Below are 23,160 nucleotides of genomic sequence, written 5' to 3'. Positions count from 1 at the left end.
AATTCACTGCGTTTGACCCCGGCCGTCGTGCGCGATGACCGGAACCGGCCAATTACCCTGCGGCGCGGCCGGCTCCCGAATGCCGTCGGGCACTCGGCGCGCGTCGGATCAGCCCGCCTACTCAACCGATGCCGACGACTACACCCCAACCCTCGTGAACCACAATCACCAACCGACACCCGAGGAGGGTTCGGCGCAGCCCGTCGTCACAGTCGGCCACACCGAGGCCAGCCATTAGAGCGATGTCGCTCATCCGCGACCGAAGAAGGGCATCCCACGCGCCATGATGGTCAGCGACGGCACCGAGACCTCCAGCGGTAACTCAACCAGGTACGCCAGCGACCGTGCCACGTGCACCGCATCGAAGGTCGGCTCTGCAGCCATAGTTCCGTTGGCCTGCAACGCCTCCGCGCCGAACCCCGCGGTCATCGCGGTAGCGGCATTGCCAATGTCGATCTGCGTCACGCAGATGTCGACGTCACGCAAGTCCAGCAGCATGGATGCCGTCAACCCGCTGATCGCATGCTTGGTGACCGTGTAGGCCACGCTGCGTGGCCGAGGCCGGTGGGCCGACAAGGAACCGTTGTTGATGATGCGTCCACCGCACGGCAGCTGATTCGACATCACCCGAACCGCCTCCCGCGCACAGAACACCGCGCCATCGACGTTGGTGCGCCACGTCTCGTGCCACGCGTCGTCGTCGATCTCGTCTACCGCCGCCGACGGCCCGAACACCCCAGCGTTGTTGAACAGCACGTCCACCCGCCCAAACGCCGATACGGACTCGGCGAACAAGGACCGCACCGAACCCGCATCGGTGACGTCGGTCGGGACGACACGCGCTAGCGGATGTCCTGCAGCGGACTCCACCAACGCATCCGGTCGGCGGCCAGCCAGCACCACACGATGCCCGGCCTCCAGCAACACCTGCACGGCGGCGCGACCGAGGCCGCTTCCGGCGCCGGTGACGATCACGGTTTTCGACATCCCCTGATTGTCCTTTCCAATGGCCGCTCCGGTCGAAGTTGAGCGGTGTCTTCCGGCGGAGTTCTCCTCGTTGTGACGTTTGATGTTGTGACGTTTGATGTCCGGCGATCGGGTCTCACGCACCGGGTATCGACTTCGAGAACTCCCTCCCGGAGGGCGATTTCAACCACTCGACTGCCATCGTGATCAAAGTGACGTGTGCCGGTATGGACATGTCGAGGCCGGTGGCCGCCTCCACCGCCTGCAACCGTTTTCGGATGGTGTTGCGGTGTCGATAACTGCGCTCGGCCACATCGGCGACCGAGCCCGACTGCAGAAACGACTCCAGCGTCACCAACACGCTCTCCCGCTCCCGAATCCGCAGGATGGGAGTTAGCACCTCTCTGGCCATCAACCCGGTCAACTCCTCATTGCCACCCATGACCGAACCGATCCAATTCGCCTGAAGTCGGCGCAGGCCCACGTCTGCGTTGCTTCGTATCACGGCACGGGCCAAGCGAACTCCGAGCGCCGCCCTTGCGAGGTGGTCGATCTCGGCGGTGCCGCTACGCCAGGCTCCGAACGGCTCGAGCATTTCATGCACGGCATCGGAGGAGTGACGGGCGAGGTTGACGATCCCGAGCAGCTCGTCTCCCAGATAGCCGAAATGGAACAGCAGCGACACCCTCTGAAGAGCCATCGTGCAACGTGCCAGGGCCAGGTTCTGCGTCGGCACACCATCGGCGACCAGTACGAGGAATCGTCCCTCTCTTGGTAGACCGAGGACCGCCGACGCCTCAGCGACGGACGCGCCGTCTTGATCCCCCTCCAGAATCAGACGCTCGAAAGCCCTGTTGCGGACCTCCACCCGGTGGCTGTCCAGGTCAGCCTCTCGACGCCGGTATGCATCTACGACCTCGACATTGTTGGAATTGATCGCCTCCCATGCCAAGAGCAAGCCGTCGAGGAACGCGGGATCGTCGGACAGCCCCTTCGATCGGCCGACGTCGATGATCGCCTCCCAGATGACGCGAAGATCGAACTGAAAAGAGTGCACGACAGCCGTCAGCGGCACGCCCTGTTCGGCGCGCTGGCGCCCAACGTCCTCGGTGACGCGCGCCAAGGCCCGCGGGATTGGCTCACCAGCCAGTCGCGTCAGCGCCAGCTCTAGCGTCTTGCGCATCCCCGCAAGTTTTTGCCCAGGGGTGGTCTCCGCCATGGCGGCGTACGCCGGTTCCGCTCGATCGAGCCGCTCCTGAGCCGTGCGGGCCAACTCGTCTAGCCGGTCGGCGAGCAGCAACCGGGCAATCGACCGCACCGCCCCTTCGGGGCGAAGCCCTACCGAGTCAGGCGGCACGTGCGCACACATCCCTCGAAGTATCCATCACCTGAACGCCGGAGAGTGTGCACATGCACATTTTGACCCATCAAAGCCAAGTAATGCGTCCATTGAAGGGGCGGCAGGCCGGTGTTTCGATGGGGAGATCGCCCCAGCAGAGAGATGAGCGCCACATGGCAACTCCACCCATAGCCGACTCGACCGAACCCGACGAACGCACCCCGAGCGCACGAGAAGGGCTGAGCCGCAACAGCATCGGCACCGCCGGAATCGTATTCTTCGTCGTCGCCGCAGCCGCCCCGCTGACCGTGGTCATTGCTCTGTACCCGCTCATCATCGGCAGCGGGAACGGAATCGGCATCGCCGGGGCATTCTTGGCGGTCGCCCTCGTTCTCCTCGTCTTCGCCGTCGGTTATGTCGCAATGAGCAGGCACGTGACGAACGCAGGCGCCTTCTATTCCTACGTCACGCTCGGCCTCGGCCGACCGGCCGGCCTTGGCGCTGGATCGCTAGCGGTGTTCGGATACAACGCCATTCAACTCGGGCTCTACGGCGGTATTGGCTACTACAGTCATGAACTGGTAGCCGACTGGGCGGGCATGCAAGTGCCGTGGTGGATCTTCTCGTTCGGCTTCATGCTCATTTGCCTACTCCTCGGGGTGAACCGAATTCACTCCGGTGCCCGCGTGCTCGGGGTGCTACTGACGCTCGAGACCGCCGTGGTGCTCGTCCTCGACGTCGCGATCGTGTTGCGTTCACCGACGCCGCTGACTCACTTCTCCTTTCAACCATTCGCGCCGTCAACCGTTTTCGCCGGTGCGGTCGGCGTGGCATTGATATTCGCGCATGCCTCCTACATCGGGTTCGAGGGCAGTGCGATCTATGGCGAGGAGGCGCGAAACCCCAAGACGACGGTGCCGCGCGCCACCTACGTCGCCGTCATCTTCATGGGCGTCTTCTACGCCGTGACCGCCTGGCTCATCGTGAACGGACTGGGCGTCGACAATGCGGTAGCGGTGGCTCAAGAACAGTCCGGATCTCTCATCTTCGCCGTCAGCGAGTCGGTGCTGCCGGGTGCGTTCACCGCAGCCATTCACGTGCTGATCATCACCAGCATGTTCGCGGCACTACTGACCTTCCACAACAACGTCGCTCGCTATCTGTACTCGCTGGCGCGCGAAGGAGCGCTACCAGCGGTGCTGGGCCGGACACACGCCCAACGCCAATCGCCGCATGTGGCGTGCGCGGCACAGACCGGCCTGGTGGGCGTCGTCGTCGCGATCTTCGCCGTGGCCAATCTTGATCCGTACACGACGTTGTTCACGTGGATGACGGGGATTGGTGCGATGGCGATCATCTTGCTTCAAGTGGTGGCCAGCGTCGCAATCTTCGTCTTCTTCCGGCGAAGCGATAGGGACAAGCGGATCTGGAACACCGTGATCGCACCCCTACTGGGTATCGCGGGTTTGCTGCCGATTCTCTACTTCGCCCTGTCGAGCGTGGACGTGCTGTTGGGCACCGACGGCTGGCTCGCCATTCTTCTGGTCAGCCTTGTATTCGGCTCCCTCCTTGGAGGTGTCGTATGGGCTCTGATCTTGCGTCGCGCGGCCCCGCAAAGGTATTCGCGCCTACTCAACGACGCCTCCGTCTAGCCGATCCGCGCACGACGCGGTGTCACCGCCCGACGGAGATCCCAGCCGGCGCCGCGCTCCCCGCCCGCCCGCCCCACGGTGGGTCGGTCGGCCACCTGAAAGGACCATCCGATGACGTCGGTTACCGATAGCGGCACAGGGACCACCGCCGCGAAACGGCTTCCCGATCGCGTTCTAGTCGTGACCCTGCGACGCCACTTCGGCGTGACGGTCGCGGCGCTCGAGCCACTCGGCGGCGAGATCGATCAGAACTTCCGTGTCGGCGATGAGGAGGGCCGCACGTTCTTCGCGCGGGTCACTCAGGCCGACACTGCATCCGCAGACGTAGCCTGGCAGAACGCACTTCTTGGCCATCTTGCCCTGACCGTTCCCGATCTGTCGGTACCCCGCGTCATCCACACGGAGGCAGGTGAACAGCAGGTCGGGTTGCAGTACGAGGGCGTCCCCTTCATCGTTCGCGTGATGACGTGGCTTCCCGGTCAACCGCTCGTAACCTTCGATCACCATCCGATCCACCTTCTGCGCGAAGTAGGCGAGACCGCGGGCCGGGTCAGCTTGGGATTGTCGGGGTTGGGCCGTCCTACCGGGCTTGCCGGTCACGACTGGGACGTCCTCCGAGTGCGCGAATTGATCGCCAAGTCAATCGAATTCGTCGATGCCCAAGCCGACGCGGCGCACGTTCGACAGATCATGCACTGGTTCGACGACATCGAACCGGGGCTGGCGAATCTGCCGCACTGCGTCGTCCACCACGACCTCAACGACGCCAACGTCCTCGTCGGACCGGATGACGCCGGCGTCCTGCACGTCACGGGCGTCGTGGACGTCGGCGACGCCATGTTCAGCGTTCGCGCCGTCGAAGTCGCCATCGCGGCGGGCTATGCGATGCTACGGAAGGCCGACCCGTTGCGCGCCGCCGCGGAAGTGGTTGCCGGTTTTCATTCGGTAGTGCCACTAACCGCCGAGGAAATGGCGGTCATCTACCCACTGGCTGCGGCACGCTTGTGCCTCAACGCCGTGACGTGGCATCGGCGGATAGCTGAATCTGGATCCGAGTACGGCCGCAGCCGATCTCAGCATGTCTGGCCGACCATCCGTCAGATGACCGAGACCCCACCCGCCTTCGCCGAAGCTGCGTTCCGCGCGGTGTGTGGGCTACCTGCCCGCCACGGTGCCGCAGCAGACGAGGTTGGCCGCGCGCTTGCCGTGTCATTCGGCAATGCGGTGTACCTGGATGCACGGCCCGCGTCCGATCTGTATGACGACATCGACTGGATCAACCCGGATGAGGTCATTTCGGTCGTGCAGCAACGTCTGCGCGGAGCCGTGGGCGTGATGGGTCACCTCGATGCGTCGCTGGTGTGGTCGGGCAGACGCGCGGAAGGGCTCAGTGAGCCGGCGACGGTGCGCCTTGGCAGCACGGCGCTCCTGGCTGGAGGCACGCCGGTTACCGTCCCCATTCCCGGCACGGTGATTCGAGTGGGCGACGGGGCCCAACCTCTGGTGTTGCGGCACCTGGTGGAAGGCATCGAAATCTACACGTCGTGGTGGAATATCCTGTCGGTCAACGATATTGGAGACGAACTCACGGCTGGTGCCACCCTGGGAATGGTGAGTCACGAGCCGGTTGAACCCGGCTTCGGAACCGGATTCCAGGTCCAGCTCCTGACATCGACAGAGATTGCGGCATGGCCGGCACCTCGGCGAATCCGTCCCTCTCAACGAGCAACCTGGCAACAGCTGTCCGCTGATCCGATGCCGGGGCTACACGATCGCCTCGTCGAGGCTCCCACACTCACGATCGATGACGTCGTGGCCGTGCGATCACGACTAATTCCAAGCTCACAACGCTCATACTTCACACGGCCGATGAATCTCGTGCGGGGGCGAGACGTGTGGCTGCTGGATGAGGACGGCATGGCGTATCTCGATTCGTTGAACAACGTCGCCCACGTCGGGCACGCAAACCCACGAATCACCGCAGCCGCCACGCGCCAACTGAAGAAGCTCAACACCAACAGCCGATTCATGTATCCGCAGATCGCCACATACGCCGAAAAGTTGGCGGCCACCCTTCCCGACCCGTTGGAGGTTGTCTTCCTGGTGAACTCGGGAAGCGAGGCGAACGATCTTGCAATGCGGATCGTGCGTCAAGTCACCGGGCGCAAACACATCGTCAACATCGACGGTGCCTATCACGGCGCTACCAGCGTCCTCACCGGCATCAGCCCGAACCGTTACAAGGGACCCGGAGGGCACGGTGCTCCTCCCACGACGCACGAAGTGCGCATGCCGGACCGGTATCGAGGCCCATACGGGTATGACGACCCGCAGGCAGGTCCGAAGTACGCCGCCGATGCCGCCGCGGTCATCGAACGCATCGACGCGGACGGGCGACGACCCGCGGCGTTCATCGGAGAATCACTGATGGGCGGCGCCGGAACCATCGTCTTTCCCGACGGTTACCTGCAGGGCGTCTATGCCGCCGCGCGACAGGCGGGCGCGTTGTGCATCTCCGACGAGGTGCAGGTCGGTGTCGGCCGCCTCGGCCCCTGGTGGGGTTTCGAAGCTCAAGGCGTCGTACCGGACATCGTCACGATGGGCAAGCCGCTCGGGGGTGGGCATCCCCTCGGCGCGCTAGTCACCACTAAAGAGATCGCAGCAGCATTCGACACGGGAATGAAGTTCTTCAGCACCTTCGGGGGTAACCCGGTGTCGTGTGCGATCGGTGAGGCGGTCCTCGACATCGTCGAGGGCGATCACCTCCGCGAGAGGGCCGTCGAGGTTGGAACCCATTTCGCCACCGCGCTACGCCAGCTCCAGAAGCGACAACCTCTGGTGGGTGACGTCCGCGGCCGGGGCCTGTACCTCGGGGTCGAACTCGTCCGCGACCGGGCCACCAAGGAACCCGCGCGCCGTGAAGCATTCCTGGTGTCAGACCTCGCCAAAGACCGCGGCGTCGTGACGTTTCCGGCCGGCACCCACGAGAACATTCTGAAGATCAAACCGCCCATGACCTTCAGCAGGGAGCACGTCGATGTCTACGTCGACGTGCTCGATGACGTGCTATCCCTGCGCGAACTCAATCGACGAGACTAAGGAGTATCCGTGACCACTCACTTGCCCATGTTCATTGCCGGCTCGCCAACTGAATCGTCGACAGGAGCCACCGACGACATTCTCAACCCCGCGACGGGTGAGGTCATCGCCACAGTGCCTGCAGGCACCAAAGACGACGTGAACGAGGCGGTAGCCGCCGCCGACGTGGCGTTCCTCGATTGGGCCGAGACCCCGCCCGGGGAGCGCGCGCAGGCACTGCTGAAACTGGCCGATCGCTTGGAGGCGCACGCCGAGGAATTCGCCGAGCTGGAGTCCGCAAATGTGGGCAAACCGCTGCACATCGCACGCGGGGAGGTCGAGTTCGCCGTCGACAACTTCCGCTTCTTCGCTGGCGCGGCCAGGGTTCTGGAAGGCAAAGCCGCCGGGGAGTATTCCCGCACGCACACCAGCTTCCTGCGACGCGACCCGCTGGGTGTCGCCGGCAACATCGCACCGTGGAACTTTCCGCTAGTGACGGCGACCTGGAAGATCGGTCCCCCGTTGGTCACCGGCAACACGCTGGTGCTCAAGCCGAGTGAACAGACACCGCTGACTGCGTTGAAGCTCGCCGAGTTGGCCGCCGACCTGTTCCCGACCGGGGTGTTCAACGTGGTCGCCGGCGACGGCAACACGGTCGGCGAGGCACTCACCACCCATCCTCTCGTCCGCGTCACGTCGCTGACCGGCGACACTGCCACCGGCAAACGAGTGGCTGTGGCGGGCAGTGCCAATCTCAAGCGCCTGCATCTGGAACTCGGCGGGAAGGCGCCGGTGCTGGTGTTCGAGGACGCGGACGTCGACTTGGCGATTCGCAAGATCGTCGAGGCCGGGTACGGCAACTCGGGTCAGGACTGCATGGCGGCCTCCCGCGTCTACGTCCACACCTCCATTCAGAAGGACTTCAACGACGAGCTTGCCAAGGCCGTCGGCAACGTGGTGATGGGCGACCCCAATCTGCCCACCACCGAGATGGGCCCTGTCATCACGGCCGACCATCGCGACCGCATTGCCGGATTCGTCGACCGCGCCGTCGCGTCGGGCGCCGGCGAGCTGGTCGTCGGCGGCCCCGCCGACGGCCCCGGCTTCTGGTACGAGCCGACGCTGATCGTCAACGCTCCGCAGCAATCCGAGATCGTGCAACGCGAAGTCTTCGGGCCGGTCGTCACCACGACTCCGTTCTCCGATGAAGCCGAGGCCTTCGCGCTGGCCAACGACATCGACTACGGCCTGGCCTCGTCGGTGTTCACCTCTAGCGTGTCGCGCTCCATGAGAGCGGCCCGGCGGTTGCAGTTCGGAACGATCTGGGTCAACGAGCACGGACCGATCGTCGGGGAGATGCCTCACGGCGGCTTCAAGCAGTCGGGCTACGGAAATGACATGTCCATGTACAGCCTCGAGGGATACACCGAGATCAAGCACGTGATGATCAACCTCGCGGAGGGCTGAGCCCACCCTCGGCCACGTGAAGTCCCCACTCGGACAACCGCATACCTAGACCTACACCTACCGACATACACCCACCGACATACACCCACCGACATCCACCCACCGACATCCACCCACCGCTTGAAGGAGGGCACCCGTGCCTCATTCCGCCGAGGGCCGCACCCTAGTGGTCAACGCGTTTCGCCTGCGAGCAGGAATCTCACCGCAACGGTTCGCGGAGTTCTCCGCCCAGGTTGATCAACCGCTGTGCTTGGCGCACACCGACGTGGTCAAGCGGTTCGACGCCTATGTGGTCGGCGGGGCAACCGCCGAAGCGCTCGACGCGGACATCGTGGAAATGTTCGAAGTCACGGATTGGGACGCGTGGCTCGAGATCCGCGACAACGATCCCTCACTACGACCCGTCATGTCGGGCTTCGACGATCTCGTCGAGCCCGGCTCCGTCCGATCCTCCTTCGTCACTCCAATCACAAAGGCACAGTAGTCATGTCAACAACTGCCCAACAGACCTATGACGCGATCGTCATTGGCGCCGGCCACAACGGATTGATCGCAGCGGGCTATCTTGCGCGCTCGGGTCGACGCGTGCTCGTTCTCGAGGCGCGCGACGTCGTCGGTGGCGCCTGCGTCACGGAGGAACTCATCCCTGGCGCAAGCTGGTCGTCGGCCGCCTTCATCGCAGGTCTGCTCCGCCCCGAGATCCTGACCGATCTCGAGCTGGAGGAGTTCGGACTGCAGATGTATCAGAATGAGGCGCTGGAAGTCGGTCTCTTTCCGGACGGCAGCCACATGTTCTTGTGGCGGGACATGGACCGAACAGTGAAGGAGTTCGAGAAGTTCAGCAAGAATGATGCAAAGTCGTTCCTGCAGTTCGGTCTTCGCATCAAACAGTTCGCCTCGATCATCACCCCGTTCCTCATGCGGCCCCCGACCGGACGATCCGAGGTGCTGGAAGCCTTCGAGCGGGCTGGAGCTTCGGGGCTGTTCGACGAGTTCGTCTTGTCCTCCATCAAGGACCTGCTCGACCGATACTTCGAATCGGACAACATCAAGGGTCTGATGACCTTCTTTGGGATGGTGTCGATTTGGGGCGGCCCATCAACCCCCGGGACGGCTTGTGTATACGGACACCACTCGGTCGGTGAGTTCAAAGGCCACCTCGGCCAGTGGGGATTGGTCAAGGGTGGGATGGGCAGCATTACCAAGGCCCTCGCCAAGTCCGCCGCGCACTACGGCGCCGTGGTCCGGGTCAACTCCCCGGTGGACGAGGTGCTGGTGACCCGCGGCCGCGCCACCGGAGTACGACTTGCCTCGGGCGAAACCATCGAGGCCACGGTGGTGCTCTCGAATGCCGACCCGTCGCGATCACTGTTGAACTTGTTGCCGAGCAAGACATTGACTCCCGCGGTTGAGCAGGAAGTCCGCCAGGTGGACTTCCGCGGTTCCATGGCCCGCATTCACCTGTTGATCGACGAACTACCCGAGTACACCGGCTTCCCGAAGGGGCGGGGACCACAGCACGAGGCTCAGCAGATCATGAACGCCTCGGTTGAGACGTTCGAGCGAGCCTGGGAGGCGCAGCGACGCGGTGTGTTGCCCGACGAATTCGTCGTCGAGGCGATGATTCAGTCCGCCACCGACCCCTCCCTGGCGCCGCCCGGGAAGCACACCATGACGCTCGGAGTCCTCCAGTTGCCCTACGAACTGTCCGGCACGACGTGGGATGACGAACGGGACAGATTTGCCGACGCCGTCCTGGAGACAGTCTTCCGCTACGCGCCCAATCTGCGCGGACACATCCTCGACCGGGTGGTCCTGACACCTCTGGATTGGGACCGCGAATACAACCTCACCGGGGGAAACATCTTCCACGGGGCGATGTTCCTCGACCAACTCTTCTCCAACCGCCCGACGCCGTCGCTGTCCGACTACCGCACTCCGGTAAAGGGGTATTACCTCTGCGGTTCCGGAACACACCCCGGCGGCGGTGTCATGGGCGCAAGCGGGCACAACGCGGCCAAGGTCGTGATCGACGATCTCGACGGCCGGGTGACCAACCGGGTGCCACCCATCAACGGCGCCTCTCACCGCACCCTGCCCGACCGTGTCATGAGCACCAAGCTCGGCAAGGAGGTCGGCTACCGGGTAGCGCGGCAGCCGGCGCTCCGGCAGGTGGTCAAGGTCTTCACCCGCAGCTCCTCACTACAGTCCAGGCGCGCCGCCAATGACTGATCAGCGTTACGACCATTACATCGGGGGCAAGTGGCAGCCACCGTCGTCCGGGGAATACTTCCCCAGCTACAACCCGGCCACCGGTCAACCTTGGTACGAAGCCGCCCAGGGCGACAGGAACGACATCGCCCGCGCGGTGCAGGCTGCGCACGAAGCGTTCACCCGCGGACCGTGGGCACGGGCAACCCCCACGTCCCGGGGGAAGCTGCTGCGGCGCCTGGGTGACTTGATCGACCAACACGCGGATTCCCTTGCGTGGAAGGAAACTTCGGACAACGGCAAGCTCTTGCGAGAGATGCGCGGCCAGGTGCGCGCCCTTCCGGACTACTTCTATTACTTCGGCGGGCTGGCGGACAAGGTCAACGGGCAACTGCTCAATAGTCTTGACCCAGCCATCCTCAACTACACACGCCGCGAACCACTGGGGGTAGTTGGCGCGATTACGCCGTGGAACTCACCACTGTTGCTCGCTGCGACCAAGATCGGTCCGGCCTTGGCCGCAGGCAACACCGTCGTGCTCAAGCCGTCGGAACACGCGTCTGCTTCGATACTCGGCTTGGCTGAGTTGATCGACGAAGCTGGCTTTCCGGCCGGTGTCGTGAACGTCGTGACGGGCGACGGAACACGAGCCGGGGCCCCGTTGGTCGAGCACGCCGGTGTCGCCAAAGTCGCCTTTACCGGCAGCACTGCAACGGGTCGAGGCATCGCGCGGGACGCCGGGAGCCGTCTCGCCACGGTGTCATTGGAACTGGGTGGCAAATCCCCCAACATCGTCTTCGCTGACGCTGATCTCGAGAACGCTGCGACCGGGATCGTTGCTGGGATCTTTGCCGCAGGCGGTCAGAGCTGCGTGGCCGGGTCTCGGGTGTTCCTGCATGACGAGATCTACGACGAGGTGTTGGCGAAAGTCGTTGACCGAGTGAAGAGAATGACGATCGGGGACCCGCTCGACGATGCAACCGAAATGGGCCCCCTCGCCACCGTGGATCAGCTGCGGAAGGTGGAGCGTTACGTCGAGCAGGGTATCGATGACGGTGGACAGCTCGTCTGTGGTGGCGCACGGGTGCCCGACGGTGGTGGCGGCTGGTTCTACGAGCCGACCATCTTCACCGGCCTCGCGAACAGCCAGACGCTGTGCCAGGAGGAGATCTTTGGACCGGTCATGGCCGCCTTGAGGTTTCGCACCGAGGATGAGGTCGTTCAATTGGCCAACGACAGCCAGTTCGGGCTCGCGGCCGGGGTGTGGACTCGCGACCTCAGCCGCGCCCACCGGATGGCCGACGTCCTACAGGCAGGCACGGTGTGGGTGAACACCTACCGGGCGATGTCGCCGTTGTCCCCCCGCGCCGGTTACAAGCAAAGCGGCATCGGCATCGAGAACGGACCTTCCGCTCTCGACGAGTTCACTCAAGTCAAGAGCGTCTGGATAAACACCTCTGAGGAGTCGATACAGGATCCATTCGTCATACGGTCCTGAGAACACGCGGGCCTACGAGAAACAGCTATCACGCCAATTTCATTGCCTCCGTGGCACATGCGCGGTCGGCGCAGGCAAGGCCTCCTCCTACATCACAGATGTCACGACAGCCGCACGATCAGCTTGCCCGTGTTGGATCCGTCGAACAATCGGCCGAGCGCCGTCGGTAGGTTCCTCCACCCCAAAGCTCCTGGACGAGCTGACCTGGCGAGAACGCTCGTTGTCCGCCTCCTCAACGCTTCCCAGCGCCGCGCCGCGGATGACGTCACCCACTGCGAGGGGCAGCAGATAGGAATCGCAGAAGAACCACACGCGATTCGTCGGATCGGGCGAGACGTACCACGTGCGGACTCGAACCTCACCAGCGGGGAGCTCGTCCGTGAGCGGCGCGCCAACCAGTGTGAAAGGGCCGGGCAGGAGCGGGCCCGTCGGGTCCTGTCCGTTCCTGAATTCGCCTGGTGGACTTGCTGGCCCCGGGCGCTGACCATCTTCGTCGAAGTCTTCCCGATGAACGACGATGTTGCTTTTATCTGTTGGCTGTCGGTGATCGCATCGACGGCATCGACGATGTCGGTGGCATACAGTGTCGAGCCGGTCGGCACCGCGGAGGGGAATCGGACACGATCCAGACCGTAGTGACCAATGCGGTCACGACGTCGATCTTGAGCAGGTCATCGACGAAGCGGACCTGGCTCGGTCGCGGCTATCCGATCTCGTCTGCGACGAAGGTGCGAAAGCTGCGGGCAGGGCGTCCCGTGACGCGTTCGACGGCGTCGGTGACGCGATCTTCGCTGCCCGCCCGGATCTCGACGTCGAGGGCGGCGAGCACTGCGGCGAACTCGGTTGGAATGCCCTGTGCTGCTATGCGTTCGGCGTATTCGTCAGCCGAGACGGAGCGATGCCGGACAGGCCGTCCAATTTGTTGTGTGATGAGCGCGGCGGCATCGCCATAACTCAATGTGTCGGGCCCGGTCAGGATGTATTCGTCGTTGTGCGGGTCATCGTCGACGAGTGCGTGGCCTGCGACGGCGGCGATATCGAAGGCGTCGACGAACGCCACCCGTCCGTCGCCGGTGGCGGTGACGATCTCGCCATCACGCACACCACGGGCGACGAGGTGGTCGCCAGTGAAGTTCTGCATGAACCACGACGGCCGCAACACCGTCCATTCCGGCATCATCGACCGGACCAGATGGTGCACGGCTCCCAGGCCGGGCGCTCCTTCCGCGAGTGCCGACGAGCTGAGTTGCACGACCCGCCGAACACCCTGCCGGAGCGCTTCTTCCAAGAACGGTTCAACGAACGGCACCGGGTCGGCCACGCCGATCGGAGCGATCAAGTAGATGGCCGTTACGCCCCGAAGCGCGTCCCGTTGCGTAGCGCGGTCGTCCCAGTCGAACCGGACGTGGCCCGACGCCCTCGGGGTGCGGGTCGCCTGACGTTGCGGAATACCCCGTTTGGCCAGAACGGCGGCGACGCGACTGCCGGTGGTGCCGGTGCCTCCCAGCACGAGGACCTCAGTCATGCGCACCGTCTAGGAGTTGTTCGGCGCCGCCCATGGCTTCGGTAGCAGCCAACGGGCTCCAGTAATCGCGGTATCGCGCAATCTCGCCGTCGCGCACCGTGATGACTGCGATGTAGCGCATCGTGTAGGGCTGTCCCGTCGCGACGACGATCCCGGCTGCCTCGAATTCGGCTATCACGACGTCGGGATCATCAGTCTGGTGCAGCATCTTCGCCGGGATCTCGCGGACGTCCAGGACGTCCGGGTACCCCCGCAAGTAGTCCGCGACCGCGGCGCGGCCGTCGAGTCGGGGCGGATAGCCGGGGGCGGCGAACGGAAATTCGAGAATGCCATCCTCGGCCCACAGGCCGGCGAAGGCCGCCATGTCCTTCACCAGCAGCAGTTCGAGAGCGTGCTCGACGAGCTCGCGGGGATTCATCGATGCCTCCTTCGATAGGGACGGTACGGTACCGTCCATCCACGATATCACGGGACGGTACCGTATCGTCCATTACCTGTGACGACGGCATGATCTCGGGTGCCGAGCGGGGCTGCCGTACTACGACCGGAGATGACCGCGGCCATCACCCAGGCCGTCCTCGACGAACTCGCCGAGCGGGGTTATTCGCGGCTGTCGACAAGGATCTCGCGGTGGATCTCCGTGCGGCGCCGCTGTATTGGCGACTCGTCGTTCGTGCCGTCGATGTGGGCCCGGCATATCTCGAGGCCGTGGCGATGCTGACGTGCCGGACGATCTGCATCTACAGATCGCGACGGGCGAACGCCGAGCGCGGACGGACGGCACTGACAACCAGGCGTCACGTGACGTCCGGCGGCAACGCACCACCCTCATCCTCGTGGACGTGCAGGAGGGTGTTACGTCGTCGTCCCGGCCCGCAGCCTCAACATCGAATTGAGCTCTGCCGCCAACTGCCTCGAGTCCGCACTGAGCAACGCACCGTCTCGAACCACCCAGCGGCCGCCTACCATCACATCGCGTGGACGGCGCCCTGGCGCGGCCCAGAGCAAGCCATCGAGCGCCTCCGGCGCGCCGGCGTCGAACACATCAGAGCAGTCCCAGACGCACACGTCGGCCGCGGCGCCGTCGCGCAGATGCCCAAGCTCGGGCCGACCCAGTCCCGCTGCCGATCCCTCCGTCGCAATGCCCAGGAATTCACGCGCCGGAACGGGTTCGCCGATGAGGCCGGACACCTGCATCGCCAAGCGTGCGTCGGCGAGCAGGTGTCCGGCGTCATTGCTGCCCCCACCGCTCGTCCCCAAGCCCACTCGCGCGCCTGCCGCTCGAAGCGCGGCAACACGGGCCACGCCCCAACCCATGGGAACGTCACAACCGGGGGCGTGCGTCACCGTGGTACCGGACTCGCCGACCAGGGCGATCTCTGCGTCGGTGATGGCACACAGGTGGGCGACCGTGACGTCATCGCCGAGCCAACCCCATTCGGCGAGGAGATCGAGGGGTCGTCGACCGTATCGCTCGGCGGCCAACTGAACGTCGATCTGTTCTCCTGCCTGAGTTCGGCGGCGAAGACTCAATCGCTCGGCAACCTCGGCGAGCGCTGCGAACATGTCGGGACCGTCGGAGTGGACGCCTGCCGGCCCGACCGCCAGCTGGATCATTCCGTCCGCCGAGACGCCCCCGCGCGCGTCGGGGAGGTGCCTTGCAAGGATGTCCGCCACCGACAGCGCCGCAGCGTCGGGTGAGTCTCCCGCGGTACCGCGAACGAACGCCAACCGGGCGCCAAGTCGGCGGGCCACGCCAATCGTCGCTCCTGCCAAGGCCACCGGGTCTTCATCAGGTGGCCACGTCAGGTGGTGATCGGCCACGGTCGTGACGCCACACAGCAGGGATTCCGCTAGACCCACCGCCGCCGCGGCCGCGGTCAACTCCGGGTCGACGCGCATCTTCCGGTAACGCTGCGACATCCTCGCCAGCCAGTCGCCCATGGGAATGAATTGCGTGCCCGGTCCGGACCGAAAGGCGCTCTGCAGAAGATGGTGATGAGCGTTCACCAGGCCCGGCGTCACCACACACCCGGAGACGTCGACCACCTCGGCGCCGGCAGGCGGCGGCCCCCCGGAAACCCGGCCATTCTCGATGACCACGGAACTGCCGGTGGCCGTGTCGGCGTCGATCATCACCGACCGGGCACCGACGAGGACGGTCGCGCTCACAGCTCGAGCACCAACCGTCCGCTGGTGCAGCGTGATACGCAGATCATCATCGATTCATTCTCGGATCGTTCCTCCGGCGAGAGGACCGCGTCGCGGTGATCGACCTCGCCGCTCACCACGCCGGTCTCACAGGTACCGCACATCCCCTCGCGACACGACGCGGGCGCGACGACTCCGCAAGCATCGAGCACGTCGAGGATGGTGCGGTCTTCTGGCACGGTCACGGTGAGCCCCGACAACGCCAGGGATACCTCGAATTCCAGGCTGGGTGCGCCGGAAGAGACTGTTGCAGTGAAACGTTCGGTGAACGAGTCCACTGCGATCTGAGGCGCACACGCGTTGGCCACCGCGTCGAGCATCGCGGGTGGTCCGCAGGTGTAGACGGCAGTGCCCCTGGCCAATTCGGCCAGCTCGTCGGCGAGGTTCAGGCGCCCCGACCGGCGCGACTCGTGGATCGACACGCGGTCGGGATGGCCTGCCACGAGCTGCTCGGCGAAGGCCATCTCGGCGCGCGTCCGCCCGGTGTAGACCAGCCGCCACGGCCGGCCGGCCCGTTCTGCCTCGGCGACGAGGGACATGATGGGCGTGATCCCGATCCCGCCCGCGACGAAGACATACCCGAGGGCGCGCGTGAGAGCAAAGTGGTTGCGCGGCGGACTGATCCAGGTCGCGTCGTCGACGGCGAGGTCGTCGTGGGCAGACACCGATCCCCCGCGGCTGTCCGTTCTGCGCTCGACGGCGATGCGGTAGGTTTGCACGTCGTCGGGTGAAGAGCACAGTGAGTACTGCCGAACCGGTCCGGCTGGGGTCTTGAGGTCGATGTGGGACCCCGCCGACCACGTGGGCAGGGGTCGATCGCTAGCCGGGGCCAGGACGAACTCGTCAACGCGATCGGCGATAGACCGCCTCGACGCCACGTAGACGGGGATTGCGCCGGCGATTTCGGTCGCTGCCAATGACATCGGAGATCTCCTGATAGGTGCAACGCGTGACCTCCGCCGGTTCCCAGCCACGAGAACCACATCTCTACTGGGACGCTTGAACCACAATCACTTTCGCGATATCGGGACCGACAAGCCGCCACCGGTGAGGGATGTTGCCAGCATAATAAAGGCTGTCGCCTGCGCGCAATCCGACGAAGTTGCCATCGGAGAGGTCGACCTCGATCTCGCCGGCGACGACGTATACCCACTCGTCCTGCTCGTGCTGAAAGTAGTCGGCGTACTCCCGCCTGCCAAGGACCTGCTCCTGCGGATAGAACGACACGTTCTCCCCCACCAGCAGGCGCGCGTAGCCGACCTCGTCACCCTCCTGAGGCAGGGTGGCCCCCTCGTCCGAGCGGACGAGGTGAGCGCCGTCCGGCACTGGCGTGACGTCGCCCCCGACATCCGCGGGCTTCGCGGCCAACATCAGGCTCACCTGCGAGGTGTCCAGCGCGGTCGCGATTCGCTCCAGCGTCGTCATGCTTGGTCGGGCGTATCCCCGCTCCAGCTGTGAGAGGAAGGGATGCGAGATACGCGCCTGAGCAGCAAGATTCGTCAGTGTCAGGCCGCTCTCCTTGCGGCGCCGGCGAATCTCGGCACCCAGTGACACCTGCGCGGCATCCGGTTGATCGAGTGCCAAGTCCACACTCCCTCCCGCTCCGGGCCGGGCGGATGGTTACACGCCCGAAGCCTCAATTAACCGAACTGCAACAGTGCACCGGTTTCAATGATGTTGACGTGGTCAACACATTACTCGAACAAGCAGTCCGCCGATCCCAGCCACGACGGAACCACTTCAGGCGCAACGAAGCGCACGCAACCGACCACCATGGAGTTCACCCATGCAGGCACCGCTACAACCTGCGAGAGGTATCACGGGCTCGCTACCCGACGGATCAACCGTCGACATCGAGCTGTCTGCGGATGCCGATGGCGTGACGCGAGTGTGCGACATCCGTGCGCACGCACGGGACCGCGAAGCCGACGACTGGCTCGATCTCCGAGGATTCGTTCTGACCACGGCGGCCGCCGAGCCGCACGCCCACCTGGACAAAGCGCTGTCTGCGGCGGTTCTCAAACCGCCCCTTGGTGACCTGACCGAAGCAATCACCTCGTGGCGTGCGGGCAGCACCCGGCTCGACGAGGAGTCGTTCCGGCGCCGCGGCCTCGCCGCCGCGGAAGCGATGTTGCGCAATGGGATCACCGCCGTCGCCACCCATGTCGACGTGCTCTCCAACGGCGATCCGCTGCGCGCCATCCATGCCCTCGCCGACGTCCGCGACCACCTGCGTGAAGTGATGACGATCCAGATCGCCGCGCTCGCGCCTCCGAACACTCCCACGGCGCGGCTCGAAGCAGCGCTCGACGCCGGAGCCGACCTCGTAGGTGGCGCCCCACACATCGCCGATGACCCCCTCGCGGAACTGGCCACGCTGCTCGACGTGGCCGAAAAGTACGGCGTCGGAGCCGATCTGCACATCGACGAATTCCTCGATGGCGATCACCTCACCATCGAGGCCTACGCCGACCGCGTCGCCGACTGGCCTGCTGACCGCATCCGCCGGGCGGGACACTGCAGCAGGCTGTCGACGTTGCCACCCGAAGACCTCCTGCGAGTCGCCGAGTCGCTGGCCCGCGCCTCGGTCTCGGTGATCGCGCTACCCATCACCAATCTGTACCTGCAGGGCAGGCACGGTCCCTCCGCCGGGCGCCGCGGCATTACCGCCATCGACGCCCTGCGCGATGCCGGCGTGCTGGTGGCCGCCGGCGCCGACAACATTCGCGATCCCTTCAACCCAGTCGGGCGCGCCGACCCGCTGGAGACCGCGTCGCTCCTCGTCACCGCGGCGCATCAAACGCCGACTGCTGCAGTTGATCTCGTTACAGACTCCGCGCGAGCAGCGCTGGGCATCGAACCCGCAGGCGCACGGGTCGGGGCCAGGGCCGACTTCCTCGCCGTGCGCGGGTCCGACCTCATCGAGGTCATCGCCACCGCCCCGGCAGATCGGGTAGTGATCGTCAACGGAGCGCCCGTCGCACGTACCGAGACCACCAGCTGGACTGCCGTGCCCTCACCCGTTTTCCACCCGTCACCCTCGCTCTGCGCCGTGGAGGCATCATGACTTCGCCAAATCCCAAGACCACGTCGACGCTCGGGGGCCAGCTCGTCGGCTTCGAGCACGCCGACCTTACCTACCCGGACGGCACCCACGCGCTCCATGACGTCAGCTTCACGGTCCGCGAAGGCGAATTCGTCAGCGTCGTCGGGCCATCCGGATGCGGTAAGTCGACGCTGCTACGGCTGGCCGCCGGACTCGAGAAGGTCACCGGCGGCTACATGCAATGCGGCGCAGAACGCATCGGATACGTCTTTCAGGACGCCACCCTGCTGCCGTGGCGCTCCGTCGAGGACAACGTGGCGCTCTTCGGGGAGCTCGACGGCGTCACGCCCGTCGAGCGCAAGGAGCGGGTCGCGGCGGCGCTGTCGACGGTGGGACTCAACGGATTCGAGAAGCACCTGCCGCACATGCTCTCCGGCGGGATGCGCATGCGCGTGTCGCTGGCCCGGTCGCTGACGCTGGACCCCGACCTGTTCCTCTTCGACGAACCGTTCGCCGCGCTCGACGAGATCACCCGCGAACGGTTGGGTGTCGAACTCAACGAGTTGTTCGCCGTCAAGGCCTTCGCCGGACTGTTCATCACCCACTCCGTATCCGAGGCGACCTTCCTGTCCAGCAGAGTGTTGGTGATGTCCGGACGCCCCGGCACCATCGTCGACGAGATCGAGGTTCCGTTCCCGTATCCCCGCCCTCCGGACCTGCGCTTCGAGCCGGAGTTCGGCGAAATCGCCGGCCGCATCTCGCGTTCACTGAGGGAGGCCCATTCGTGACCACCACCGCCCCCACGCCGACCGCCGAGACGTCCGGGACCCTACCCGCCAAGCCCCGCATGACGTCTCGCAAGATCGTCGGCGTCGTTGCACCCATCGTGATCCTGCTTCTCGTCATGGGACTCTGGTATCTGGTCAGCTACGCGTTCCTCGACCCCGGTCGCCGTTTCCTCATGCCGCCGCCACACCTGGTGATCATCGACGGCGTGTTTGGAGACGCTGCGCCGGACATGTGGGAGGCCCTGGGCAGGACAGCGAGCGTCGCGCTGACCGGCCTCGCCCTCGCTGCGGTCATCGGCATTGTCTGGGCCGTCCTCATGTCGCAATCCACCATCGTGGAGAACGCCCTCTTCCCGTACGCCGTCGTGCTGCAGTGCATCCCGATTCTGGCGCTGGTGCCGTTGGTAGGGTTTTGGTTCGGATTCGGTTTCACCGCGCGGATTTTCGTCTGCGTGCTGATTGCCCTGTTTCCGATCGTGTCCAACACCCTGTTCGGGTTCCGATCCGTCGATCGACAGATGCGCGACCTCTTCGCCCTGCACCACCCGAGCCGGCTCACCGTGCTGCGCAAGCTGGAGTTCCCCGCCGCGATGCCCGCCATCTTCGCCGGGCTGCGCATCTCCGCCGGCCTGGCGGTCGTCGGCGCCATCGTCGGTGACTTCTTCTTCAAGCAGGGCAATCCCGGTATCGGAATCCTGATCGACAACTACCGATCACGGCTGCAATCACCAGAATTGTTCGCCTCGATCATTCTGGCCTCCCTGCTGGGCGTGGCCGTCTTCTGGTTCTTCGGCTGGCTCGGCAACCGGGTCGTCGGCCGCTGGTATCAGCCCTCCTGATCCACTAATTCCGCTATGGCTGAAGGGAAACCATGAACAACCACCACTGGCGTCGCCTGTCCAAGAGCGCCGGGATCACGGCACTGGCTGCGACTCTCGCAATGACCGCGGCCTGCAGCTCCAGTGAGGAGCAAGCCTCCGGGTTCTCGGGGGAAATCGGGCCCGTGAACCTCAAGGAGAGCTGTCCCGCCAAGATCGTCGTCCAGACCGACTGGAACCCCGAGGCCGAGCACGGCCACCTGTTCCAGCTGCTCGGCCCCGACGCAAAGATCAACGCAGAAAACAAGCGCGCGGTGGGCCCGTTGTTCGACCGTGGCAAGTACACCGGCGTCGACATCGAAATCCGCGCTGGCGGACCAGCGATCGGCTTCCAGACCGTGACGTCGCAGATGTACTCCGACCCCGAGATCTTGCTCGGCTACGTCGACACCGACCAGGCAATCCAGAACTCGAAGTCCAATCCGACCACGGCCGTGATGGCGCCGCTCGACATCAGCCCACAGATGATCATGTGGGACCCCGCCACCTACCCTCAGGTAAAGGGCATCGGGGACCTCAAGCCCGTCAACGCGCGCGTGCTCTACTTCGAAGGCTCGGCCTACATGAGCTATCTGACCGGCTCGGGGATCCTCTCCCCGGACCAGGTCGACGGCAGCTACGACGGGACACCGGCCAACTTCGTCGCCGACGGCGGAAAGGCAGCCCAGCAGGGCTTCGCCAGTTCGGAGCCGCAGCTCTATCAGGACGAAGTCGAGGGCTGGAAGAAGCCGATCAAGTATCAGCTCATCCACGACGTCGGCTTCCCCAGCTACAAGTCGGCGATGTCGGTGCGGTCCGGCGACCTGGAGAAGAACGCCGCCTGCCTCGCGAAGCTGGTGCCGGTGCTGCAGCGCGGCGCCATCGACTATCTCGCGTCGCCGGACGCAGCCACCAAGGTCATCCTCGACGCGGTCGAGCAGTTCAACACCGGTTGGGTCTATTCCCAAGCCAACGCCGACTATGCCGTCAAGACCATGAAGGACTTGAAGTTGGTCGGCAACGGATCCGATGGCGCCATCGGCAACTTCGACCCTGCTCGGGTGGAACGCATCATGACGCTGACCAAGCCGATCTTCATCGAGCAGGGCACGCCCCCCGCCGATGGCCTGACGCCCGAGGCGGTGGCCACCAACCGATTCATCGACACCTCGTTGAGTCTGCCCGCATGACAGCCCCCGTCGTCGCGGTCGGAACCAGCGAGGGACGGCCCGATTTCGGGTCCGACGACGTGGAGGCGCTCGCCGACGACCTGCTCGCCGTCGTCGGCCCGCGCGGCATCAGCACGCTGCCCCGTGCCCTGCAACGCGCCGGCCGCGACGGGTCGACGATGAGCCCGATCCTGTCTGCGCAGGATCTTGGCACGCCCGACCTGGTCTGCTATCCGCGGACGGTCGACGTCGTTCCGGCCATCGTCCGAGCCGCGATCGCCCGCGGTGTCCCGATCACCACCCGCGGGAAGGGCACCGGTAACTACGGGCAGGTGATCCCGCGGTTCGGCGGTCTGGTGCTCGACATGACGTCACTGACCGAAATCAACGCCATCACAGATCGTTCGGTGACTGCGCAGGCCGGCGCCCGAATGGTCAACCTCGAACAAGCCGCATGGGGACGCGGCAGCCAGCTCTGGATGTATCCGTCGACGGTGCAGTCCACCTTGGGCGGATTCCTTGGCGGTGGTTCGGCTGGCACCGGGACGATCGTGCACGGCCGCAACCACGAGGGTTTCGTCGAGGCCTTGGATGTGGTGTACGGGACTGAGGACGCGGAGGTCGTGCATCTCGAAGGCCAGGAGGCCCAGCCGTTCGTGCACACGTACGGAGTGGCTGGGATCATCGTCAGCGCCTCGGTCCGGGTGGAGCCGCTGCAGCAATGGCGTTGCCTCTACGCGAGTTTCGACTCGCAGCGCGATGCGTTCGAAGCTGCGCTACGCGTGTCGGCCGTCGAGCCGAAACCGCGGCTGCTGTCCGCAGACGGACCGATGATCGTCGACGCACTACCTGAGGACCCTGCGCTCGTCCACGGTCGCGCAAGCGTAAGGGGGATCGTCGACGCCCGTGCGGTCGACGCGGCGACCGACCTGCTTGTCGACGGCGGTGGCCGCATCGAGGCGGTGCGCGACGGGATCGCCGAGACGGTCAAGATGTCCACCCTCTCCTACAACCACCCGACGTGGTGGCTGCAGAAGGCGCAGCCGGACAGGTGGTTTCACATGGAGGTCCGCGGCAACGCACTGGTCACCCGCCTCGACGAGGTCGAGCAGGTCTACGAAGGCGGCATGCTTCACCTCGAAGTCGGACACGGGATGATGTTCGGGATGCTCAACGGGATCTACCGCAGCCCCGAGCAGGTCATCGCCGGCGTCCGCGCGCTCGAGGAACTCGGCGTGGGCGTGCACTCCCCGCACCAGTGGTACGTCGACCTCGACGCCGAGCGGGTACGGGCGCTGGCCGCCACCACCGACCCGAAGGGGCTGCTGAATCCGGGGAGGTGGATGTGACGGG

The 23,160-nt window shown here is 65.1% G+C and carries 20 protein-coding genes; 12 read left to right on the top strand and 8 right to left on the bottom strand.

What is annotated here, in order from left to right; translation table 11 throughout:
- Window positions 1-249 precede the first annotated feature (249 nt).
- Both ABW137_RS06120 and ABW137_RS06115 read right to left on the bottom strand, forming a co-directional pair.
- Complete coding sequence (locus tag ABW137_RS06120; protein ID WP_526397934.1) at window positions 250-987, bottom strand: SDR family oxidoreductase; 738 nt, start codon at window positions 985-987, stop codon at window positions 250-252.
- Between the two features lie 115 nt (window positions 988-1,102).
- On the bottom strand, window positions 1,103-2,323 hold the full coding sequence (locus ABW137_RS06115; RefSeq protein ID WP_526397933.1) for an RsbRD N-terminal domain-containing protein: 1,221 nt from the start codon (window positions 2,321-2,323) through the stop codon (window positions 1,103-1,105).
- 155 nt (window positions 2,324-2,478) lie between these two features.
- Between ABW137_RS06115 and ABW137_RS06110 the strand changes: the two genes are divergently transcribed.
- From ABW137_RS06110 to ABW137_RS06085, 6 genes are all read left to right on the top strand, one after another.
- Window positions 2,479-3,957, top strand: coding sequence for an amino acid permease (locus ABW137_RS06110; protein ID WP_526397931.1), 1,479 nt, complete (start codon window positions 2,479-2,481; stop codon window positions 3,955-3,957).
- A gap of 180 nt (window positions 3,958-4,137) precedes the next feature.
- Window positions 4,138-7,056 carry an aminotransferase class III-fold pyridoxal phosphate-dependent enzyme gene (locus ABW137_RS06105; protein WP_526397929.1) on the top strand — a complete coding sequence of 973 codons (2,919 nt, stop codon included), beginning with the start codon at window positions 4,138-4,140 and terminating at the stop codon, window positions 7,054-7,056.
- A gap of 9 nt (window positions 7,057-7,065) precedes the next feature.
- The gene (locus ABW137_RS06100; protein ID WP_526397927.1) at window positions 7,066-8,502 is read left to right on the top strand and encodes an aminobutyraldehyde dehydrogenase; all 1,437 of its coding nucleotides are present in this window, start codon (window positions 7,066-7,068) and stop codon (window positions 8,500-8,502) included.
- Window positions 8,503-8,638: 136 nt separating this feature from the next.
- Window positions 8,639-8,986, top strand: a complete 348-nt coding sequence (locus tag ABW137_RS06095) for a RedY/HapK family protein (RefSeq protein WP_526397925.1) — start codon at window positions 8,639-8,641, stop codon at window positions 8,984-8,986.
- 2 nt (window positions 8,987-8,988) lie between these two features.
- Complete coding sequence (locus ABW137_RS06090) at window positions 8,989-10,734, top strand: phytoene desaturase family protein (RefSeq protein ID WP_526397923.1); 1,746 nt, start codon at window positions 8,989-8,991, stop codon at window positions 10,732-10,734.
- Window positions 10,727-12,211: an aldehyde dehydrogenase gene (locus ABW137_RS06085; protein ID WP_526397921.1), complete on the top strand. Its 1,485-nt coding sequence runs from the start codon at window positions 10,727-10,729 to the stop codon at window positions 12,209-12,211. The genes ABW137_RS06090 and ABW137_RS06085 overlap by 8 nt, the downstream gene beginning before the upstream one ends.
- A gap of 87 nt (window positions 12,212-12,298) precedes the next feature.
- Here ABW137_RS06085 and ABW137_RS06080 read toward each other — a convergent pair whose 3' ends face one another.
- From ABW137_RS06080 to ABW137_RS06070, 3 genes are all read right to left on the bottom strand, one after another.
- On the bottom strand, window positions 12,299-12,730 hold the full coding sequence (locus ABW137_RS06080) for a hypothetical protein (protein WP_526397940.1): 432 nt from the start codon (window positions 12,728-12,730) through the stop codon (window positions 12,299-12,301).
- A gap of 184 nt (window positions 12,731-12,914) precedes the next feature.
- On the bottom strand, window positions 12,915-13,736 hold the full coding sequence (locus ABW137_RS06075) for an NAD-dependent epimerase/dehydratase family protein (RefSeq protein ID WP_526397920.1): 822 nt from the start codon (window positions 13,734-13,736) through the stop codon (window positions 12,915-12,917).
- The gene (locus ABW137_RS06070) at window positions 13,729-14,154 is read right to left on the bottom strand and encodes a nuclear transport factor 2 family protein (RefSeq protein WP_526397918.1); all 426 of its coding nucleotides are present in this window, start codon (window positions 14,152-14,154) and stop codon (window positions 13,729-13,731) included. The genes ABW137_RS06075 and ABW137_RS06070 overlap by 8 nt, the downstream gene beginning before the upstream one ends.
- A 132-nt stretch (window positions 14,155-14,286) precedes the next feature.
- On the opposite strand from ABW137_RS06070, the gene ABW137_RS06065 reads away from it, so the two are divergent.
- Window positions 14,287-14,457: a hypothetical protein gene (locus ABW137_RS06065; protein WP_526397916.1), complete on the top strand. Its 171-nt coding sequence runs from the start codon at window positions 14,287-14,289 to the stop codon at window positions 14,455-14,457.
- Between the two features lie 134 nt (window positions 14,458-14,591).
- On the opposite strand, the gene ABW137_RS06060 is transcribed toward ABW137_RS06065, so the two are convergent.
- The 3 genes from ABW137_RS06060 to ABW137_RS06050 form a co-directional block, all read right to left on the bottom strand.
- Window positions 14,592-15,908, bottom strand: coding sequence for an amidohydrolase family protein (locus tag ABW137_RS06060; RefSeq protein WP_526397914.1), 1,317 nt, complete (start codon window positions 15,906-15,908; stop codon window positions 14,592-14,594).
- On the bottom strand, window positions 15,905-16,870 hold the full coding sequence (locus ABW137_RS06055; protein WP_526397912.1) for a PDR/VanB family oxidoreductase: 966 nt from the start codon (window positions 16,868-16,870) through the stop codon (window positions 15,905-15,907). Before ABW137_RS06055 ends, ABW137_RS06060 begins: the two co-directional genes overlap by 4 nt.
- A gap of 64 nt (window positions 16,871-16,934) precedes the next feature.
- A complete protein-coding gene (locus tag ABW137_RS06050; RefSeq protein WP_526397910.1) occupies window positions 16,935-17,531 on the bottom strand; it encodes a helix-turn-helix domain-containing protein in 597 nt (198 codons plus the stop codon).
- Window positions 17,532-17,733: 202 nt separating this feature from the next.
- Between ABW137_RS06050 and ABW137_RS06045 the strand changes: the two genes are divergently transcribed.
- The 5 genes from ABW137_RS06045 to ABW137_RS06025 are packed head-to-tail and all read left to right on the top strand — an operon-like array spanning window position 17,734 to window position 23,156.
- Window positions 17,734-19,014 carry an amidohydrolase family protein gene (locus ABW137_RS06045; RefSeq protein WP_526397908.1) on the top strand — a complete coding sequence of 427 codons (1,281 nt, stop codon included), beginning with the start codon at window positions 17,734-17,736 and terminating at the stop codon, window positions 19,012-19,014.
- Window positions 19,011-19,781 (top strand): ABC transporter ATP-binding protein, encoded by a 771-nt coding sequence (locus ABW137_RS06040; RefSeq protein ID WP_526397907.1) that lies wholly within the window; start codon window positions 19,011-19,013, stop codon window positions 19,779-19,781. The genes ABW137_RS06045 and ABW137_RS06040 overlap by 4 nt, the downstream gene beginning before the upstream one ends.
- Window positions 19,782-19,840: 59 nt before the next feature.
- On the top strand, window positions 19,841-20,620 hold the full coding sequence (locus tag ABW137_RS06035; protein ID WP_526397938.1) for an ABC transporter permease: 780 nt from the start codon (window positions 19,841-19,843) through the stop codon (window positions 20,618-20,620).
- A 32-nt stretch (window positions 20,621-20,652) separates the two neighbouring features.
- Entirely contained in the window at window positions 20,653-21,828 is a 1,176-nt protein-coding gene (locus ABW137_RS06030) for a substrate-binding domain-containing protein (RefSeq protein ID WP_526397905.1), read from the top strand.
- Window positions 21,825-23,156, top strand: a complete 1,332-nt coding sequence (locus tag ABW137_RS06025; protein WP_526397903.1) for an FAD-binding oxidoreductase — start codon at window positions 21,825-21,827, stop codon at window positions 23,154-23,156. The genes ABW137_RS06030 and ABW137_RS06025 overlap by 4 nt, the downstream gene beginning before the upstream one ends.
- Window positions 23,157-23,160: the final 4 nt, after the last annotated feature.

The sequence above is a fragment of the Mycobacterium sp. genome (assembly GCF_040509115.1).
GTDB lineage: Bacteria > Actinomycetota > Actinomycetes > Mycobacteriales > Mycobacteriaceae > Mycobacterium.
Note: the sequence above shows the minus strand (reverse complement) of the source record. Positions and strands in the feature narration are given on the sequence as shown.

Bases quoted from the DNA above. Each gene is read 5' to 3' on its own strand.
- ABW137_RS06085 (WP_526397921.1), top strand. From the start codon at position 10,727: ATGACTGATCAGCGTTACGACCATTACATCGGGGGCAAGTGGCAGCCA.
- ABW137_RS06110 (WP_526397931.1), top strand. From the start codon at position 2,479: ATGGCAACTCCACCCATAGCCGACTCGACCGAACCCGACGAACGCACC.
- ABW137_RS06065 (WP_526397916.1), top strand. From the start codon at position 14,287: ATGACCGCGGCCATCACCCAGGCCGTCCTCGACGAACTCGCCGAGCGG.
- ABW137_RS06025 (WP_526397903.1), top strand. From the start codon at position 21,825: ATGACAGCCCCCGTCGTCGCGGTCGGAACCAGCGAGGGACGGCCCGAT.
- ABW137_RS06090 (WP_526397923.1), top strand. From the start codon at position 8,989: ATGTCAACAACTGCCCAACAGACCTATGACGCGATCGTCATTGGCGCC.
- ABW137_RS06055 (WP_526397912.1), bottom strand. From the start codon at position 16,870: ATGTCATTGGCAGCGACCGAAATCGCCGGCGCAATCCCCGTCTACGTG.
- ABW137_RS06120 (WP_526397934.1), bottom strand. From the start codon at position 987: ATGTCGAAAACCGTGATCGTCACCGGCGCCGGAAGCGGCCTCGGTCGC.
- ABW137_RS06045 (WP_526397908.1), top strand. From the start codon at position 17,734: ATGCAGGCACCGCTACAACCTGCGAGAGGTATCACGGGCTCGCTACCC.
- ABW137_RS06030 (WP_526397905.1), top strand. From the start codon at position 20,653: ATGAACAACCACCACTGGCGTCGCCTGTCCAAGAGCGCCGGGATCACG.
- ABW137_RS06035 (WP_526397938.1), top strand. From the start codon at position 19,841: ATGACGTCTCGCAAGATCGTCGGCGTCGTTGCACCCATCGTGATCCTG.
- ABW137_RS06075 (WP_526397920.1), bottom strand. From the start codon at position 13,736: ATGACTGAGGTCCTCGTGCTGGGAGGCACCGGCACCACCGGCAGTCGC.
- ABW137_RS06040 (WP_526397907.1), top strand. From the start codon at position 19,011: ATGACTTCGCCAAATCCCAAGACCACGTCGACGCTCGGGGGCCAGCTC.
- ABW137_RS06070 (WP_526397918.1), bottom strand. From the start codon at position 14,154: ATGAATCCCCGCGAGCTCGTCGAGCACGCTCTCGAACTGCTGCTGGTG.